The following is an 18,045-nucleotide window of genomic DNA, read 5'->3' on the forward strand; positions in this document are numbered from 1 at the left end:
ACAAAAGTCCGGTCAGAGGCAGGGCGAGCAACACCCCAGGCCGCAACATCAAGTGAATCCTGCCGCGTCGTCAAAAAGGCCCTGCAAAGGGGAAGAGAGGGAGCCGAGTCTCGTGTCTTTGGACGAAGGCCAAGGAAGCTGTACAGAACTTGGAGCAGCAGCGAAGAACCCTCCGGCGTATAGGGAACGGCATGGGCTGAAAGATCGTGCAGTGAACTGGGGAGACCCTCCCCTGCACGGGATTTTTTTTTAGGAAACCGTAAAGAGGCATTCTATAAGTCCAAAAGACGAAGTGAATCGTCTGCAGGAAGGGAGTCCGAGGGGCTCATAGTACCGAAGAACCTAAGGACAACATAACCTTAGGGAGGGAAGGAGCCCTGCTTTGTTTATGCTTTTGGAGGAGGTACGAGTGAGTGAATGCCAAACGGCTAACGACACCCAAGGAAAAAGTTCAAGAACTCCAAGAAAAGCTAGGTCATGCGGCCAAGGAGAACAACAAGCGTAAATTCCATGCACTATATGACAAAGTCTACCGGTGGGACATCCTGTGTGAAGCGTGGAAACGAGTAAAAGCCAACAAGGGAGCCGCAGGAGTAGATGCCGTGACGCTAGCAGATATCGAGGAACAAGGAGAAACGAGATTCCTCAAGGACTGTGAGCGAGAATTGAAAGAAGGCACCTACCACCCGCAGCCCGTACGGCGACACTATATCCCGAAGAAGGATGGGAAGCCAAGGCCGCTGGGCATACCCACCGTGCGCGACCGAGTCCTACAGATGGCAACGAAACTCGTGATTGAACCCATCTTTGAAGCGGATTTTGAGGAAGTATCCTTCGGATTTCGCCCGAAGCGAAGTGCAAAAGGAGCGCTGGAACGAATCCGGAAAGCCTGCAACCGCAAAGGAAATTGGGTAGTCGATGTGGATATCCAAGGCTATTTCGACAATATTAATCAAGAGAAGCTTATGAAATTAGTACAGATGCGTATCAATGACAGGCGGACCCTGAAGTTAATACGGAAGTGGCTTCAGGCGGGAGTCATGGAAGAAGGAACCGTAAGGCGTTCCGATTTAGGAACACCGCAGGGTGGAGTCATTTCACCGCTTTTGGCGAATATCTATCTGAACTATTTCGACCGACTGTGGGAGAAACACGGGAGCGGAATAGGTGAACTCACGAGGTATGCAGATGATCTTGTGGTGGTCTGCAAAACCAAGAAGGACGCCGACCATGCGTATGAACTTATACGTAAAATTATGGAGCGTCTGGAGTTGACCCTACACCCGACCAAAACCCGCATTGTAGGACTGTGGACAGGAGACGAAGGATTCGACTTCTTAGGGATGCATCACCGGAAAACCAAAGCAGAAACCTCCCAAGGCAAGGTGTACACCACCACGCAGCAGTGGCTAACGAAAAAGGCGGAGGAGCGTATTCGAGGGGTAGTCAAGGAAAGACTGTCACCACCCAGCATGCGTTCGAGATCGTTCGCGGAACATGTAGAATGGCTCAATCCAAAGATTCAAGGATGGAGAAACTATTACTACACGAACTACAGTCAAAAGAGGTTAGCCAAGTTGGATTGGTATACTTTGCAGCGATTAAACCGGTGGTACGCCAAGAAAAGACAACGCAGAAGATGGAGGGGATCACGGTCGGAGGTCAAATACTTAGCCATGCAATATGGACTAAAAACGCTGTTGTAACCTGCATGCCCATGAATGACGAACATCGGAAAGCCGTATGAGGGAAAACCTCACGTACGGTTTGATGAGGATTGCGCCTTGCAAGTTCAAGAAACACGTATCGCCTGAAATGGTGATCAGGACAAAGCCTAGCCAGCAGTCCTGTACCGAGTCTTGCGTGGTGCATGGTAACATGTACGGCGAAGCGTAGACAGGGAGACAGTAGGCCGGAATCAAGTGAAGAGGATAATTAGCCCCGAAATCAAACGTGGTTGAAGCAGCCGATCCTATTTCTCTGTGGAGAAGGCAGAACCGGCATCATCGATAGGGCAAGAGGGTGACCGGGGCTTCCGGGGTTCGTACCTACAGCATGCTGTCCAAGGGTTTCTTGGGAACAAGGGAGATCCGGCAGTTCCAATTTTTTTTTTTGGTAGAGCCGAACAAGCCTACAAAGCAAGGGAGGCTCAAAGACTTGCCGGAAGTCTTACTGACGGATAGTACTCCGAGGCAGGGAGAGCCTGCTACATGGGGAAGCGGTCAGCAGAAATGGAATCTTTCTAAGGCAACATGGGCTCCATACAACGGGAGGACACAGGCCTTCATACAACGGAAGGAAGAACCTAGCCATGACAACAGGATTGGAAAGAATAGCAGCAAAAGCACGAGAAGATACGAAACTTCAGTTCACTTCGCTTACCCACCACATCTCTAAAGAACGGCTACAAGACTGTCTGCAGCATATTCCCAGACGAACGGCTCCCGGTGTGGATGGGGTTACCCGAGACGAGGCTGTGAAAAGCTTCGAGGTGTGGGCAGAAGAAATGCTCACGTCCATACACCGGAAAGGCTACCAACCGCCAGCCGTAAGAAGAGTCTGGATACCGAAGCCTGGAAAGAAGGAGAAACGTCCGTTAGGTGTCCCGGCCGTGGCAGACCGAGCTTTACAACGGTGCACAGCAGAGATACTAACCGCTATCTATGAGCAAGATTTTCTAAATTGTTCATTTGGAGGCAGACCGGGCAGAGGGCAGCACAACGCGTTAGCAACACTGAATGAGATCATAGCCGGAGAAAAGGTGGGTTGGGTATTCGAAGCCGATTTAAAGAATTTCTTCGGCAGCCTGGATCATGAGTGGATGATGAAATTTGTGGAACATCGCATGGGTGATCCGCGAATCCTCCGGCTGATCCAGCGCTGGCTCAAAGTTGGCGTATTGGAAGACGGGAAAGTCCACGCCAGTGAAGAAGGTACGCCGCAGGGCGGCTCCATTAGTGTGCTTTTAAGCAATGTGTACCTGCACTATGTGCTGGACTTATGGTTTGAGAAGGCAGTTAAGCCGCGGCTTAGAGGCGAAGCCTATCTAATTCGGTATATCGACGACTTTATCGTATGTTTTCAATACCGAAGCGACGCCATCCGTTTTCAGGAAGCGCTGGTAAATCGGCTTCATAAGTTCAAGCTGGAGTTGGAACCGAGCAAAACCAGATTAATCGAGTTTGGGAGATTTGCGAGCAAACATAGCCAAAGAAAAGGGAAGAAGAAGCCGGATACGCTCTACTTTCTAGGGTTTACGCATTACTGTACGCGAAACCGGCAAGGGAATTTCATGGTGGGCAGAAAGACAGAGAAGAAGCGACTGAAGCGAAGTATGGGAAACGTGCAGGAAACCATGAGAAGAATGCAGCATGAACCGCTGGAGGTACAGGCAAAGAAGATTAACCAAATGTTGCAAGGACATTACGCTTACTATGGAATGGCAGGCAACATGAGGTGTCTGAGTAAAGTGTACGCCACAGCCGTCACCTATTGGCGGAAGGTACTCAGTAGACGAAGCCGGAAGAGCTACGTGACTTGGGAGGAATACCAGCGACTACGTTCATTGTTTCCACTGATGCGACCGAAAATCTTCATCCCATATCAACGGTTGAAGACATACGCGATGCTGTAAAACCAGTTCTGAAGAGCCCGGTGCGGGAAATCCGCACGCCGGGTTCTGTGGGGGTTCGGGTCACCAGTTGGGTGGCCCTTCTACCCGGAGGGGCTGGTTTTGAACCCAGCCCTTTACTCTAGAATCGGTCAGAGTTGATAGAGATGCCAGGGAATGCTTCAAATACCGCAGTTACATCTTGATTAGGTTTTGCTAATCCGATACGAAAAGTGATGGGAGCGTGAAAATTAATGAATAAGTATGGAACGGCAGCAGTGAATGCTACTCAAATATTAAATAACAGAGCAGTCCAAACTCCTCTAGATGCGTGGAATCAAACTACAATTGAATTATTTGGAGCGAACACACCTGCACAGCGTAAAGGATGTCCAAAGAATGCTTTTCTTGGTTTATGTGAAGAAGGCTTAGTCAGAGGTATTTCTAAGGGGAATTATACCTATAAATCGGATAGCCTAAACAAGACCTATGCTGTTGAAGCTGTGAGGTTGTTGAGAGGGAATCCAGAATTAGCTAATGATAGGAATAGCTTGTGGAAAGAAGTTATGCAGGGCGTTAAGAAATCTCACAACTCTCAAATGGATGTTGTACTTGCGTTGTGGGCGAGCGGACAAATTATTTAAGGAAACCTAAATGATTTTACCCCGTATATTTACTATTACAATATTATCCAAAGGAAAGAGAGGACGAACGTATGATAGAAGAATTGAAAAAAGCTTTTTACATTGTGATAGAGACAAAAAACAATCCAGATGAGCATGGGTATCTAGGCTACATAGTTGCAAGAACAAACAACTATAATGAGGCAATCAGAGTCTATGAAGAAAACATAAAGGATAGAGTTGTACAAAAGTGGGAAAATGACCAAGGTCAGTGGATTCGCTGATAACTTTAAAATGATACACTGATCTATAAATAGCGGAGCACATATTCAGTAAAGATTATCTAGTAGTATCGTTAATTGTTGTTTGTAAAGTGAAAAAATAATATTGCATTAAAGCGGAGGCTAATATTAATGGGGATGTTTAGTTGGAAATGTGCGGTAAGTGGCATGAGCATTGCTAATGTTAATGTAGGTCTTAATCCTGAACAATCAAAATGCTATTTGGTTACTCCAGATAAAGTTTATTATGAACCTGCTTACCAAGGATATGGGGAATTTGGAGGGGTTGATGTTTTTGGATTGTTGGGAAATGGGAATAGAAATAAAGGAATTAAATTACATGATAAGGGTAAAGGGGATTTCGAAATTAAAATTATCCTCAAAAAGTTCTATAGTGGGCAAACATATAATGAATTAAAAGTTTCGGAAAATTGCGAATATCAAGGCTCTTCTTACCCTAGAGACTATCAAGGTATTTAGAGAAAAACAACAGTAACATTCAATTTATTAAACTTATACATTTTAGCTTTAAGCTTCGAAGGACTAACTTTTTAAGTTGGTTCTTTGTTTTTGCTTCTTTTCACAGAGCAGTCCCCTTTTAGGGAAACTTTGAAGAGGAGACGAGTCGTCCTAGTACGTTATGAAATGTATTTTAGACACCTACTTTCCTGAAATCCTTAGCTAGCCTCGATCCATTGAAGGCATTCTTGGCTTTACTAATGTTACAGTTTCGTTAAAAAATTTTAAAAAATGAAAAAGTCATACTGAGTTATATGCACTTTTTAAGGATTGTTGAGAACTGATGAAAATGCTTGAAGATGATAGGATATATACGTTAAAAATCCGAAAATCATCATAAAGATGAGAATTTAAGTAATAGGTAATGTTAGCATTAACGAGTTATGGATTCAATCATAGATGAAATTCGAGTTTTATCTACAAGAATTAGGTATAATATGTATTGGAATAAATTCTAATAATTAGGATGTGGGGTTCATGGGTGAAAGTCTTTTAGGTGGATACGAGGGAATGTATCAAACATATTATCAGAGAATTCTGGAAGAGGTAGAGGCAATAAAGACAGAAAATGATTACGAAAGAAAAAGCCATGCCTTTGCTCATTGGTATTTAATGAATATACGTGGTTTAAGCGATGATGATATTTCGGAGTATATAACAGATGGATTTAACGATTGGGGAATCGATGCAGTTATAATAGATGAAGCAAAAGAAATAATCGAATTGTATCAGTTTAAACTACCGGATAAAGTGAGTAATATTGATAAACTGATAGGTAAAGATGAGATTGAAACATTTTTAAGAGGTTACAAGATCTGTTCAAGCGGAAAGGCTCCTGGAAATGCAAACGATGAGCTGAAAGAAAAAATAAAAGAGATTTTAGATTCTGATATCTTTACTTTCAAAATGGTGTTTGTTGGATATAGTGGAGGGTTAAGTGAAACGGCGCAAATTATTCTCGATGGGGAACTAAAATATATTAAAGATACTGGTAACAAAATATATTGGGAGTTGTTTGATAAAGAAAGGATAGCAAATGTTATATATTCCAGTAAAAAGACATTTGAAGACTTTGAAATCGAATTAAAACAATCTGGTTCAAGTACTGGCATTTTAACTTCTGAAAATTCTGCATCCTATACTATTTATTGTTCATTGGAGGAACTGGCGGATATTTGTGAGAAGCATAAAGAAATTATTTTCGACGAAAACGTAAGACTATTTCATGGAGCAGGTAATAAATTTAATAAAGGTATTATTGAAACAGCGGCTTCTCCTGATGAAGTTATTAATTTCCAGTTGTATAATAATGGAATAGTTATGGTTTCGCCAAATGTAAAGTATATTGATACAAGGAAAAAATTAAAGATTAGAAATCCCATGGTCGTTAACGGCTGTCAAACAATGAATAGTTTGTTAGAAACCAAGAGTCAAGGTAAGTTATTGGAAGGTTATGTTCAAGTAAAAGTCATAGAAGTTAACGATCCTCAAATAAGACAGAATATATCAATCTTTTTAAATTCTCAAACTGAAATTAAAGATAGTTATCTAATTTCAAATTTACCTATTATTAGACAATTGGAAATAGATTTATCAGAAAAGGGTTACTTTTTGGAGAGACAAGCTAATAAAGTACAGACTCTTAAAAAGTTGCTTTCTAAAAAGGAAAAAGCGAATGTTTTTGGTTTAAATCAAAATAAAACTATATCCCTGGAATTAGCAATTCAGTTATATGCAACATTTTATGAAAATATGGGGCCAATTGCCAAAAAGGATAAATCGCTTCTTTTTACAAATGAGAATCTTTCTATTATTTTCAAAAATATAAATGCAGAAAGGGTTATTTGCTGTTTTGAGCTATACCAAAGAATATTGGAAGTAATAAAAAGCTATCGACAATATATTCGTAATTCGAGAAAAAGGGCTATACTAGAGTATTTAAGTATAAGAGGAATGAAGGAAGCCAGAGAGTATACATTTCTTAATACAGCTGATATTTATTTATTATCTTTATTTTCACAGTTCTCCCAAAAAGATGTTTGCTCGTTTGACAAGATAGGTAAGATAGTCAGCAATCACAGTGAATGGACTTTTCAAGTAAATGAAAAATTTGATGAAATACTATTGAAATCTATCGGAATTATGAAAGAAACAATAAAAGAGCAATCAGATAACAAAAGTATTGCAACTTTGACTAAAAGTCAATTCTTTCATAAAACGTTATTGGAGAAAGTTGGGATGTCATATTTTGTATCGAGTTAAATTAATTCTAAAAACTTAAAACTTGATAAATGTATTGAAAAACTATATTAGGGAAATTACATACCACTTTGGTAAAAGTGAAACCCGGGACATTTATTCCATTAGGATTGTTAGCTACTTTGAATCGAAGGTGAGGACTGGAATTAAGACTTGGGGTATTATAACCCGGGTGTGAAAGTGCTAAAGGCAATAAATGTTACAAAAGAAACCCAATAAATAGTGACTATAGCTCATAATAAAATCGGTCTATAACCCGTGGCAACATCGACAGCATCTCCCACCTGTTCGGCTATACCATTAATATCTCCAAATCCAAGCCGACTAACTCAGAATTTATTGCTATGGTAGCCGACAAGCTGCGGATTGAGCATAAGGTTTCTTGAAAGGGTTAGAATCAGGATATGTGAAGGACTTTGTGGGGATTAGAATAATTGTTTGGCTAAATGAATTTTGCCTATAAACTTTTTTTTGGGCAATTTAAAGCCAATCAATTTGAATTTCAAATTGAGAACTTTATGTTTTATTGTACAACAAGAAATCTGGCAAAGAAGACATTAGCTAGTTACTAGCAAACTTTAAAATTGTTGTAGCCCTCATCTTGATGTCAAGGTGTGGGCTATTTGACGCTTACGATACTATTTATTATGGCAAAATAATCATAAACCATCTTTTTGTTAATGTTAATTAGTGCAGAGATCCTAAATACATAGCCCAATCGATTCTTTTAGAAAATCGCATTCCATTTAATAGGGTTTATGCTATACTTTTCCTAACGTGAGTGGTGCCTTGTGATGACACTCAGCATCGAAGAAACTGCTCTTATTCCCAGATTGAATGCACATGTAACTGATTAATCCATGTTTCTGGATGGTCGATGATTAGGAGCGCTCCTGATGTCATTCGTTCTTGAACGACTGAATATAAGGCAACTTTAAATTTACTATTTGTGTCTGTATTAAGGGGGCAAAGGCTATAAGCGCCCGTAAGAGAAAGTTGGTGCTACAATGGGCATGTTTTGGAAAATGGGAGCCAGAAATTTCATAGCCCAGATACGGCAAACGCTACTCACCGTATGCATAGGGTCAATCGGTGTCATCCTGATTTTTTCATGTTATTTTGTCATTTCTTCTATTACATACAGTAAATCACTATGGGAAGAAAAACACTTTGGTGTAATTGGTTCAGAGATTTATCCGCGTCTCGGACTTGAATTAACCGAGGCTCAGATTAAAAATGTTAAGACGAAACTTCAAGCCAGAAATATTACCAGTCTTCCCTACGTGTCTCAGGTGGTTTCCGCGCACAGCGGGAATAATGATGAAGCTGGGGAAGATAGCATCATTGCATTAGGATTTGATTTTCAAAATGCCCGGGAACTGGAACCGCAGCAACCGTTGTGGTCTACTGATCCTCTGACAGCAGAAGAAGCGATTGTATCGGTTCCGCTGGCACGGCAGTTGGGACTTAGTGTCGGTGAAACAATGATAATCTCGTTTGACGGGCAAGAAGTGCCTGTAACGATTCGTGATTTAGCAGAGGAAAGCGGATTAACGGGTTTTCGTGGAACAATGCGGGCACAAGGGACAGTTATTCTCTCGGACAGGCTTGCGCATCAGATATTCGGCGTTCCAGAAGCAAGCGCACACAGTATTTTACTGGCGACGGACAAGATGTATTCATCATTACCAGGCAGTTCCTTCTTTACTGATCTCATTGAGAAACCAGTCAAAAAAGAAGCGCTATCTCATATGTCGATGGTGCAGAGTATTTTCACGCCTCCATTTTTGTTTTTTGTCGCAGTTTCTTTGTTCGCTGGAATTTTGCTGTTGACCCAGTTGTTTAATATCCTGAAAGAAAGGCGCAAATATTATCTTGGCGTGCTTCGATCGCTTGGACTCAGTAACCGCAACTGCTTTGTCATCTACGTGAGTGAGTGCACGTTATTGTGTGCGGTCATTACCATATCGGGAGTTGTTCTCGGGAATGTACTCGGTTTCGGATTGCTGTCTATTAATGTATTTTATATCGAACAATTACTGGATCGGTATTCCGCTTACGCCTATCCAATCCAACCCCATGTGGATGTGACGGCAACGTGCTGGATTGCGCTTTCCATGTTTATCGTTTTCTTACTGCTGGCATGTTTTGTCGGGCGTTTCATTAAGCGCACATCCATTCTGCACCTGATGGGCAAGGAGGATAATCGTGTTAATCCGTCACGGAAGCGTCTGTTCAAAGTCTTATGTTGTCTCCTTGTCACAGTGGCATTTATTTATTTCAATTATTTCGCCACAGAGGGGGTTACAGATGCCGATAGGCTTAATGCAAGAGTATTCGGTTCGATTATAAGCTGGCTTGCTGGAATTATAACAACTGCCTATCTTATGTTTCTCATTGTACCTTGGATGAAACGGGCATCCTCCATTTTGCCACATCGGTGGGTGGATCGTTTGTCTGTTACGTTAGGCACGCAGTACCCGAATATGCGGTTTAGTCGTTCATTAGGCATCGTTTTATTGTTCACGGTATTATCCTGCTGTTTGATCGTGATGATAAGTTTCGCTTCCAATGTTGAAGATTATGCCGCTATAAACAAGAAAGATTCTTTTATGGCTGCTGACGCCTATATCTCTTATGTCGATGAGCGGGAAAAAGATAAGCTGACAGCCAATATGAATGAAGTGCAAGAAATCGTCCAAAGTGCTGCCTACATGGATACGTACAGAATACTCGTTTCATCTCCCGATGATGCACTTGATCTTACAGAAGTAACCCCTTCTAAAAATGGTAGCAAATGGGCATATTCACAAGTTGTGTGGGGAAAGTGGCTAGGGGAAGGTTACCAATTACCGCTCACCTCCCGCGCGCCGCAATTTCAGAGTGATGCAGAAGTATATCAGGCCATGAGCGATCAAGCGTCTGTCGTTCTCGTGGATGATAAATTGGAAGGCACGTACCAAGCAGGCGATCAAATTCCACTCCGCTTACTGAAAGGTGGGGGCAAAGAGGAAAACCTGATTGGAGAGGAAGTGGTCACGGTAGCTGGAACGTTCGCCATTGGTGATGATAACCGCTTCAATGGCAGGGTATTTATAGTGGCTGACGAACCCTACAACAAATATAATACAAACGGCGCTTATAAGTGGCCTAGAGAACCCAAAGGCTATGCGCTGTTGCAGTTGAATAATACAGATGGGACGGCGGCAGATTCCATAAAGACACTGAAATACCATTTTACAAAAACAGCTGGTGTTACGATGACTACGCCTGGTGAGGACCACGCCATCATTACGATGATTGTTAAAGCTGAATTGACGCTGTTCTCTATCATTATGTCATTCATGATGCTTATGGCTTTACTCGGCATGTATGTGATTCAGATTCGATCCGTACAGGAGCGGGTTCCCCATATGGTTATGTTACGGCAGATGGGGGTAAGCCAAAAGTCGTTGAAACAGATTTTTATCGTAGAGGGTTGTCTGATTGGTATCGTTGGGTTAGTTAGCGGTATTGTGGTCGGAAGGCTCGGTTCGGAGATGCTGCTGCGTCTGGCGTGGATGGGTGTTCAGTTTTCGTTCCCTTATCTGAAAGTGACAGGTCTCATCATCGGATTGCTGATCTTCATCTGGTTGTTTAACCGGTTCAGCACAGCCGGATTAAGACGTATACAGAACAGTCGGACAGAGTAACAAGGGGTCACTTGGGTGAAGTGCCGATGTTTGCTGGGCGAACACACTATGCAACTCCACTTTAATTGTATTCGATAGGTAGATTGTTCTTGTAAGCGATGGTGACGTGGATGAAGCACTAGTAATCCAGCAGCATTTTGACTTTTCCTTCGACGTACTGTCTGCTTCCGCTGAGGAATTCCATTACGTGTACCGTCTGGAATTTTCCCATATGCCTATGTGCTTAACGCTGACCGTACGATTGCCTACATGGGGCATGTGGGAGAGGTAACGACGACGAGGGAACGATTGCCCAATTAGGTCTTATACCCGTGTAGAGGAGGTTTCTAGGTCATGATTGCAGCCAAAGCTGTCCGTAAGAACTACGGCATGGCAGCGACTCCACAAACAGTCGCATTATCAGGGGTGGATTTACACATCCATAGGGGTGAGATGGTGAGCATTATGGGGCCATCTGGTTGTGGTAAATCCACGTTGCTTTATACGCTGTCAGGTATTGAGTCAGCTGACAGTGGCGAGATTTGGTTCGACAAGCAAGCATTGCACCAAATGAGCGAAAAAGATGTCTCCGCGCTCAGGCTGACGTCGATGGGTTTTGTCTATCAGCAATACAATCTGATTCCTGTATTGAATGTCATTGATAACGTTGCATTGCCGCTTATCAGTCAGGGCGCTAAGATGTCAGTTGCCCACAAAGCTGCAAAGGCGGCACTTAAAGATGTCATGCTATCGGATAAGTTGAAGGCCATGCCGCATGAACTGTCCGGAGGACAAGCCCAGCGGGTTGCAATTGCCCGCGCTATTGTGCATAATCCTTGCGTCATCTGGGCTGATGAGCCTACTGGAGCTTTAGATACTGTGACATCGGAGGCGATAGTAACCTTGCTGCGTAAGATAAATACGGACAAGCAAGTGACCGTGGTTATCGTCACGCATGACCCGTTAGTTGCATCAGCAACAGATCGTGTAATCCGTATGAAAGACGGAAGACTCACTGATTCTGTTGAGCACGACAGGGGAGAAGGAACAGACGGGTGATATCATGATATGGCAGTCTTGCCACACGGCAGTGACTATCCATTCATTCTTAATATAAGGGGATTTATATTTTCTAGCGGCAAGAGCTATTCAGAAATGAATGCAGTAAAAAGACACTGAGATCTATTCATCAGTGTCTTTCTTGTTGTAATCATTTCAATCCAGAAGGTTGTAGTTTAAAGCAACTTAATCAGCTCTTCCAGCTCATCAACCAATACTTTTGCAAGTTCAAAATCAGTATCCTTTAAAGCCAATTCTATTTTCATTTCAACTGATTTTTTCTTTTGTTCAGTTTCTAAATAGTCTCTGTCAAAATGACTAGCATAAATCATCTTTCTGAATTTTCGCATACTCATTTTTCTAATCGTCTTATCGGCAATGATTAAAACATAATCCATACCATTTACCACAGAATAGAAATCATGAGAAATCATGAGAATCGCACCTTTATAGTCTTCAATGGCTTTCTCCAGTGCTATTTGTGTATAGGTGTCTAAATGGCTTGTCGGCTCATCAAGAAGCAATACGTTTGCTTTACTGGCAGAAACTTTAGCCAATTGAAGCATATTTTTTTCTCCACCAGATAAAGATTCTATCTTTTGATTAACGATTTCTCCTTCAAAGCCATAGTTTGAAATATACGATCTTATCTCTTCATAAGTTTTAAACCCAGCATCGATGAATTCTTCCAGTATTGTATTAGAATCCTTTAGCATTTCGCCTTGAAGCTGAGATAAATAAGCCATTTTAACATCAGTGTTTATTTCAATTGAATCATGATTATTTTTAAAGATTTCTCGGAGTAAAGTCGTTTTCCCAGTACCGTTTGAACCGATAAGGGCTACTTTATCAGTAGATTTTATCTCAAAGTTAACATTTTCTAAAAGCAATTCATCAAAGGAAACACTATAATTATTGACATTTACAACAACGGTGTCTTCAATTTCATAATCAATACCTAAACTGATATCCGGTTGCTTAATATCTACGAATGGCGCTTTAATTCTACGCGCTTCCAATCTTTCTTGAAATTTAACTCTAGCTTTCAGCGCTTTCCCTCTAGATGCTTCTGAATTGTAAGTTGCGATATTTCTAAGATTAATGATTATGCTCTCGTTTCTCTCAATTTCTTCATCCTCAGCGATTGTGAGTTCTTGTAACTCAATTTTAGTTTGAAGTAATGAGAAGTTATAATCAATATATCGCCCATTAAACTCTTGGATCTCCATGTTTTCAAGGTGCATAATTTTGTTAAAACAATGATTCAATAGATATCGGTTGTGCGTAACAACTAGCAGTATTCCTTTGTGGGAATTAATAAGATTTTTAAGCGCATTTAGGTTTTCGAAGTCTAAAAATACATCTGGTTCGTCCATAATCATTAAGTCTGGACTACTAAGCATTTCCTTCATCACTTGAATAAGTTTGAATTCTCCGCCACTCAGGTCGGATACCCTAAGATCTTTTAGCTTCATGAGGTTTGCTAGATTTAGTTTCTTATTAATATTGCTTTCAAAATCATCCCCGCCAATTGAATCAAATGCGTCTAAAGCTAATTGATACTTTTCTAGTAACGAATCAATATCCGATGATGTTTCCATTTCAGTGCAAATAGATTTTATTTCATTTTGGATCTTAATAAATTCTTCTCCTATATATTCAAAAACTGTTGTTTCTTTAGATTTGTCCAGTTGCGAGAACTGACTTACATACCCGATTGTGCAAGTTGGGTCGATCTCTAACATGCCATCGAAAATATATCTTTCTGGATCCATCAGTATATCTATCAGTGTACTTTTCCCACTGCCACTTGTTCCTATAAAAGCGCAATGTTGAGCCTCTTCTAACGTAAATGAAATATTTTTATATAGTTCTTTTTGCGGAAACGAGAAGGATAAGTTATCAACTTTTATCATAGTATTACCTTTCTTTATAACTAAAATAGTGACGATTAATAGATGTATTGAAGATCATAGATTTTGAGTTTACCGTTGATAGAGTAACACTGTTTACAACCAACTTCAATCATTTCGCATTAAAGTTGTTCGTGAAATTGAAAAATACAACTTAGAACATCATGATCTCGCCTGTTGAGATGGCGTTTGGCAGCGGATAAGCTGTGGATCAGGATAGGTGAAGGGTTTTTGAAATCTATACTTTTTTCCCATCTCACCCGATAAACTATTTGAATAATACTTTCATTGAGAGAGGAAGATATATTTTGAATTTGAAGAAATTTAATTCTTTAACAAAGTACCCAAGCATTCTTACCTATCATCAATTAGGTGAACGGGGTCGCTTGAATGATGTATTAACTGAGTCCAAAGGCTTCTCAGAATCAGACGATGTTTTTGTTTACGAAAAAGTAGATGGTGAAAATTCAAGAATCATTCTATTTAAAAATGATTATAACGAAGTTGATTATCTGATTGGTTCCAGAGAAGAATTGTTATATGCAAAAGGAGACAGAATCGGTAATCCTTACGGGAACATTGCGGAATTCCTTAAACCGTTTGCAGAGAAAGTAACAGCAGATATCTTTTCACAGGGTGACTGGGCATTAACCGTAATTTATCAGGAATCTTATGGAGGAAAAACTAAAGCTTCCAAGAACTATTCTGACAGAAGAACTCAAGGGTATCGTGTATTTGATGTGTTTTCCTTGGATAAGGATGAATTAGATAGACTTCTAGAGTTATCGCAGGAGAAAATTGCGGAGTGGCGAGATCATGGTAATCAGCCATTTTATAATGAGATTGAGAAGAAGAGATTTGTAGAGCGCATGGATTTGCAGTCCGCCCCCCTTCTGGAAACCATCAAGGGTTCCCAATTTCCAACTTCTCTTGAGAATACATATTCTTACTTAACAAGGTTCGAAAATACGCAAGTAGGGATCGAGGCAACAGGCAAATCAGAAGGAATCATTGTTAGAACAACTGACCGTAAACAAATTAGAAAGATCCGTTTCGAAGATTATGAACGAACGTTTAGAAAATAACTGTGCAAAGTAAGGGAGTTATTATGGAGACTCATTATACAAGAGCCGTAAATCGAATTAACAATATTGATGCTAAGTATTATATAGATATCTCTAATAAAAGGTATGAAGATGTAAGGTCCAAAGGTGAATATACTGCAGACGCTACACTTATCGCTGAATACTATCGTAGAGTTGGTGTTTTATTACAATTTATGTCTATTGAAGGCGTTAGTATTTATGCAGGCATGGCGAAAATCATTAATAATGAAATGGAGCTTCTCGATTTTGATAATCTGTTCAAAATTTGTCCTAATCTTGAGCCGATAAATTTAACGGTTTTAAAAATGATTTGCTCCAATTATATTCAATGGTGCAGTCTGCTTGATGCCGGCGACCCGATTGCTGTTAAATTTCATGATACATATGAGCCAATCATCAAGTTATTTGAAAGAGGTGGAGGACGGATTAGTACGCATCATCACGAATTGGTTGGAGGGTTTGGTGCGTTTGGCCGGTCTATACATGCTAGTAGAGGAGACATGAAAGAATTCGACATCAGTGACCAGGCACTTAGACAAGAAATCAAAGAGGTAGAACATGCCGAAGAATATGTTAAAGAGTATAAGTTAGATAGCAGCGTAACAAAGAATTGCCTACGATGCGGAAATAGACTGGTTGTACAAGAAAACGAGGGCTATGGTGGTAAATGGTACAAAATTAAATGTGAAACTAATACATGTTTTGATCAGAATTTTAGTTGAAAGCTTCAATGAAATAAATCTTAGTCTAGCTGAACCGCTATTCATTTGATTAACCAATCGAAGTGAATAGCGGTTTTTGTTAATCTCCTCGAAAGCCTTCACACCCGTACGTCAATTGATTTTACCGCCCCGGAAGCTCCAGCATCATCCCCAGTTTTTTCGTCTCCCGGGAGCGATTTATCTTTCGAAGTGCTGTCTTTGGTATCCTTCTTATCACTATCCGTATCTTCCTCAAGTCCGGAAATTTCCGGTACGGCTTTATTTGCTTGTGACAAGCGGGAGTTATCCTCTTTGAGCTCGGAAACCAACTCGCCAATTTTTTGATCGACATTATGTATGGTAGAGCGGATATCCAGTATCCGTTCCCGTTTGGTCTGCAGGACGGTATATTCTGCATTCTCCAGCATTTCGTATCTGCCGATATCTTTGGTAGGGTTGTTAGCCAGTCTGTCGTGCTCCATCTTGGATTCGCTCTTTAACGGATCTATAGAGCCTTCCAGCTTCTTGCTCAGGCCCACCAGCTTGCCCAGGCGGTCATAAGTCGTGCTGTGCTTTAAAACAACGTCCAGCACTGCTGCAGAGCTGTCTGTTGACGTTGGTTTGCTGTCCTGCTGCTCGGGCCGGTTGCGTTCAGCTTTTTCTTGCATTTCTTGGGCTTTGAGCTCGGCAATTTGGGCATCAATGTTTTGGATTGAGGTCCTCAGGGACTGAACCCGTTCGGCCTTCATCTTCGTGTCCAAATCTTTATCGGCCTTAACCGCGCTGATTTCTTCATTTAATTTGCTTTTTTGGCTGATTAAGCTTTGGATCTCCTTGCCACGGGGGGAAGCAATGGTTTGGTTTGCGTTATTAGTGTTAACGTTACTTGAGATTGAGGGGATGGACTTCATGGGTATTTCCTCCAAATCAAAGAATTATTTACCATATAAATGTTTTATCGGTAAAGCAGGGCGCTAAAATAAGAATAATGCTTAAATAAGCAGCAAGTATTTTAGGGATTAATTGTTATATTGAAACACAAAGTGTTATCTTGTGTTATGATATAGGTAGAGGTGACTCCCATGAACGATTTCGATAACTATCCTGATGAGCTGGGGGATTTTATCCGGCACTTCAGAAAAGCACGCGGGTTGACCTTAAGAGGACTGGAAGAGAAGAGCGGCATCAGTTACTCTCAGCTCAGCAAGATTGAACGCGGGGAAAGTATTCCTCTCAAAGATAACCTGGATAAGATCATTGAAGCGCTTGGAGCGGATCTTAAGAACCGCATGTATCATCTGGCCGACTATATGCCGGATATTGAATACATCAAGACACTTAAGCAGGGCTACAAGCTGCCTGTCCTTAATCAGTCCCAGGATTATATATATGAGACGGCATTTAACAAGCTGAAGGAGTTTCGGTCCAAGGAAGGGAAAGAAACTTCGTACGTTTCGTTTGATTCCGATGAGGTCATCGTTTATGAAACGGAATATGGGGCAGGAATGGTAATAGAAAAAATTGAGAAATATAACCTTACTGATGTGCTCAACGACAAATTTGAAGGCAATCTGGATTCACTCCGCAAGCAGCCCCGAAAAGGCCGACAGGCCTATATCTTCGGCGAGTGGCTGCGGGAATGCATCTATGAGCTGAAGGATGAGGAGCAGGACGAGGTTATCCAGGCACTTAAGGAGTTTACCCAATTTAAGGTGCAGCAGGTTAAGGGCGCGTTTAAATGAGCGTGCGTCCGTTCTATTGTTTTCAAAAATGAATAATGTTGCCCTTTCTTGCAGCCATCTATTCATCTTGATCCATAAACCAACAACAAAAATGGTTACACAGAAAAGGGGATATCTCAAATGAGAGTTAACATGAAATTTACCAGCAAGGGAAAAGCGGCAATCGAAAATTTCAACAACGAAGAGCTGCTGGAGATCTTTGCGAGATACATCAAAACATTGACCAAGAAATATGATATCGAAGTGGACGTGCCTCTCGAAGTGAACCAGAATATCGTGGGGGACGGAACCATAATCGCCATGGCACAGAATGTGAAGTGTGATATCGAAACCTTCTTCAAAGAACTGGGCCGGGATATCAAGGTACCTCTCAAAAAAAGACTGGGCGGAAAGCTCGACAACGTCTTCAAGACAGAATTCATCGAGTAGTCCAGAAGTACTCTCCTTTATCTAATCATTAATCATTCCAATAAAAGAAGCCATCCTGCACATTAAAGTGAGGATGGCTTCTTTGCTGTTTATCGGGCAAGCTCTATTCCAAAAAGCAGGAACTATGTAAGA

General features: G+C 41.2%; 15 protein-coding genes and 1 pseudogene. 14 read left to right on the plus strand and 2 right to left on the minus strand.

Annotated features, from left to right (window positions below):
• The first annotated feature begins 413 nt into the window (after positions 1-413).
• From ltrA (NYE29_RS20785) to NYE29_RS20830, 10 genes and pseudogenes are all read left to right on the plus strand, one after another.
• Positions 414-1,706, plus strand: coding sequence for a group II intron reverse transcriptase/maturase (ltrA, locus tag NYE29_RS20785; protein WP_076108940.1), 1,293 nt, complete (start codon positions 414-416; stop codon positions 1,704-1,706).
• Between the two features lie 605 nt (positions 1,707-2,311).
• Positions 2,312-3,634, plus strand: coding sequence for a group II intron reverse transcriptase/maturase (ltrA, locus tag NYE29_RS20790; protein ID WP_340894771.1), 1,323 nt, complete (start codon positions 2,312-2,314; stop codon positions 3,632-3,634).
• A 230-nt stretch (positions 3,635-3,864) separates the two neighbouring features.
• Positions 3,865-4,254, plus strand: a complete 390-nt coding sequence (locus NYE29_RS20795) for a DUF6979 family protein (protein WP_076108894.1) — start codon at positions 3,865-3,867, stop codon at positions 4,252-4,254.
• A 71-nt stretch (positions 4,255-4,325) separates the two neighbouring features.
• Positions 4,326-4,517 carry a hypothetical protein gene (locus tag NYE29_RS20800; RefSeq protein ID WP_076108895.1) on the plus strand — a complete coding sequence of 64 codons (192 nt, stop codon included), beginning with the start codon at positions 4,326-4,328 and terminating at the stop codon, positions 4,515-4,517.
• A 129-nt stretch (positions 4,518-4,646) separates the two neighbouring features.
• Positions 4,647-4,994 carry a hypothetical protein gene (locus NYE29_RS20805; protein ID WP_076108896.1) on the plus strand — a complete coding sequence of 116 codons (348 nt, stop codon included), beginning with the start codon at positions 4,647-4,649 and terminating at the stop codon, positions 4,992-4,994.
• A gap of 516 nt (positions 4,995-5,510) precedes the next feature.
• Positions 5,511-7,295, plus strand: a complete 1,785-nt coding sequence (locus NYE29_RS20810; RefSeq protein ID WP_076108897.1) for an AIPR family protein — start codon at positions 5,511-5,513, stop codon at positions 7,293-7,295.
• A gap of 251 nt (positions 7,296-7,546) precedes the next feature.
• Positions 7,547-7,678, plus strand: a pseudogene (locus tag NYE29_RS20815) (sporulation initiation factor Spo0A C-terminal domain-containing protein); the annotation flags it as partial.
• Between the two features lie 627 nt (positions 7,679-8,305).
• Positions 8,306-10,984, plus strand: coding sequence for an ABC transporter permease (locus tag NYE29_RS20820; RefSeq protein ID WP_340897307.1), 2,679 nt, complete (start codon positions 8,306-8,308; stop codon positions 10,982-10,984).
• 106 nt (positions 10,985-11,090) lie between these two features.
• Positions 11,091-11,255, plus strand: a complete 165-nt coding sequence (locus tag NYE29_RS20825) for a hypothetical protein (RefSeq protein ID WP_340897309.1) — start codon at positions 11,091-11,093, stop codon at positions 11,253-11,255.
• A 62-nt stretch (positions 11,256-11,317) separates the two neighbouring features.
• Positions 11,318-12,022: an ABC transporter ATP-binding protein gene (locus tag NYE29_RS20830; protein WP_076108899.1), complete on the plus strand. Its 705-nt coding sequence runs from the start codon at positions 11,318-11,320 to the stop codon at positions 12,020-12,022.
• Positions 12,023-12,198: 176 nt separating this feature from the next.
• On the opposite strand, the gene NYE29_RS20835 is transcribed toward NYE29_RS20830, so the two are convergent.
• Entirely contained in the window at positions 12,199-13,938 is a 1,740-nt protein-coding gene (locus tag NYE29_RS20835; RefSeq protein ID WP_340897311.1) for an ABC-F family ATP-binding cassette domain-containing protein, read from the minus strand.
• 305 nt (positions 13,939-14,243) lie between these two features.
• Here NYE29_RS20835 and NYE29_RS20840 point away from each other — a divergent pair, with 305 nt between their 5' ends.
• On the plus strand, positions 14,244-15,020 hold the full coding sequence (locus NYE29_RS20840; protein ID WP_076108901.1) for an RNA ligase family protein: 777 nt from the start codon (positions 14,244-14,246) through the stop codon (positions 15,018-15,020).
• A 23-nt stretch (positions 15,021-15,043) separates the two neighbouring features.
• Complete coding sequence (locus NYE29_RS20845) at positions 15,044-15,763, plus strand: hypothetical protein (protein ID WP_076108902.1); 720 nt, start codon at positions 15,044-15,046, stop codon at positions 15,761-15,763.
• A 98-nt stretch (positions 15,764-15,861) separates the two neighbouring features.
• Here NYE29_RS20845 and NYE29_RS20850 read toward each other — a convergent pair whose 3' ends face one another.
• Positions 15,862-16,653, minus strand: coding sequence for a FlxA-like family protein (locus NYE29_RS20850; protein ID WP_340897312.1), 792 nt, complete (start codon positions 16,651-16,653; stop codon positions 15,862-15,864).
• Positions 16,654-16,824: 171 nt separating this feature from the next.
• On the opposite strand from NYE29_RS20850, the gene NYE29_RS20855 reads away from it, so the two are divergent.
• Complete coding sequence (locus NYE29_RS20855; RefSeq protein WP_038594913.1) at positions 16,825-17,484, plus strand: helix-turn-helix domain-containing protein; 660 nt, start codon at positions 16,825-16,827, stop codon at positions 17,482-17,484.
• A gap of 120 nt (positions 17,485-17,604) precedes the next feature.
• Entirely contained in the window at positions 17,605-17,913 is a 309-nt protein-coding gene (locus NYE29_RS20860) for a hypothetical protein (RefSeq protein WP_038594912.1), read from the plus strand.
• Positions 17,914-18,045: the final 132 nt, after the last annotated feature.

It is taken from the genome of Paenibacillus sp. FSL M7-1046 (assembly GCF_038007405.1).
Taxonomy (GTDB): Bacteria; Bacillota; Bacilli; order Paenibacillales; family Paenibacillaceae; genus Paenibacillus_AQ.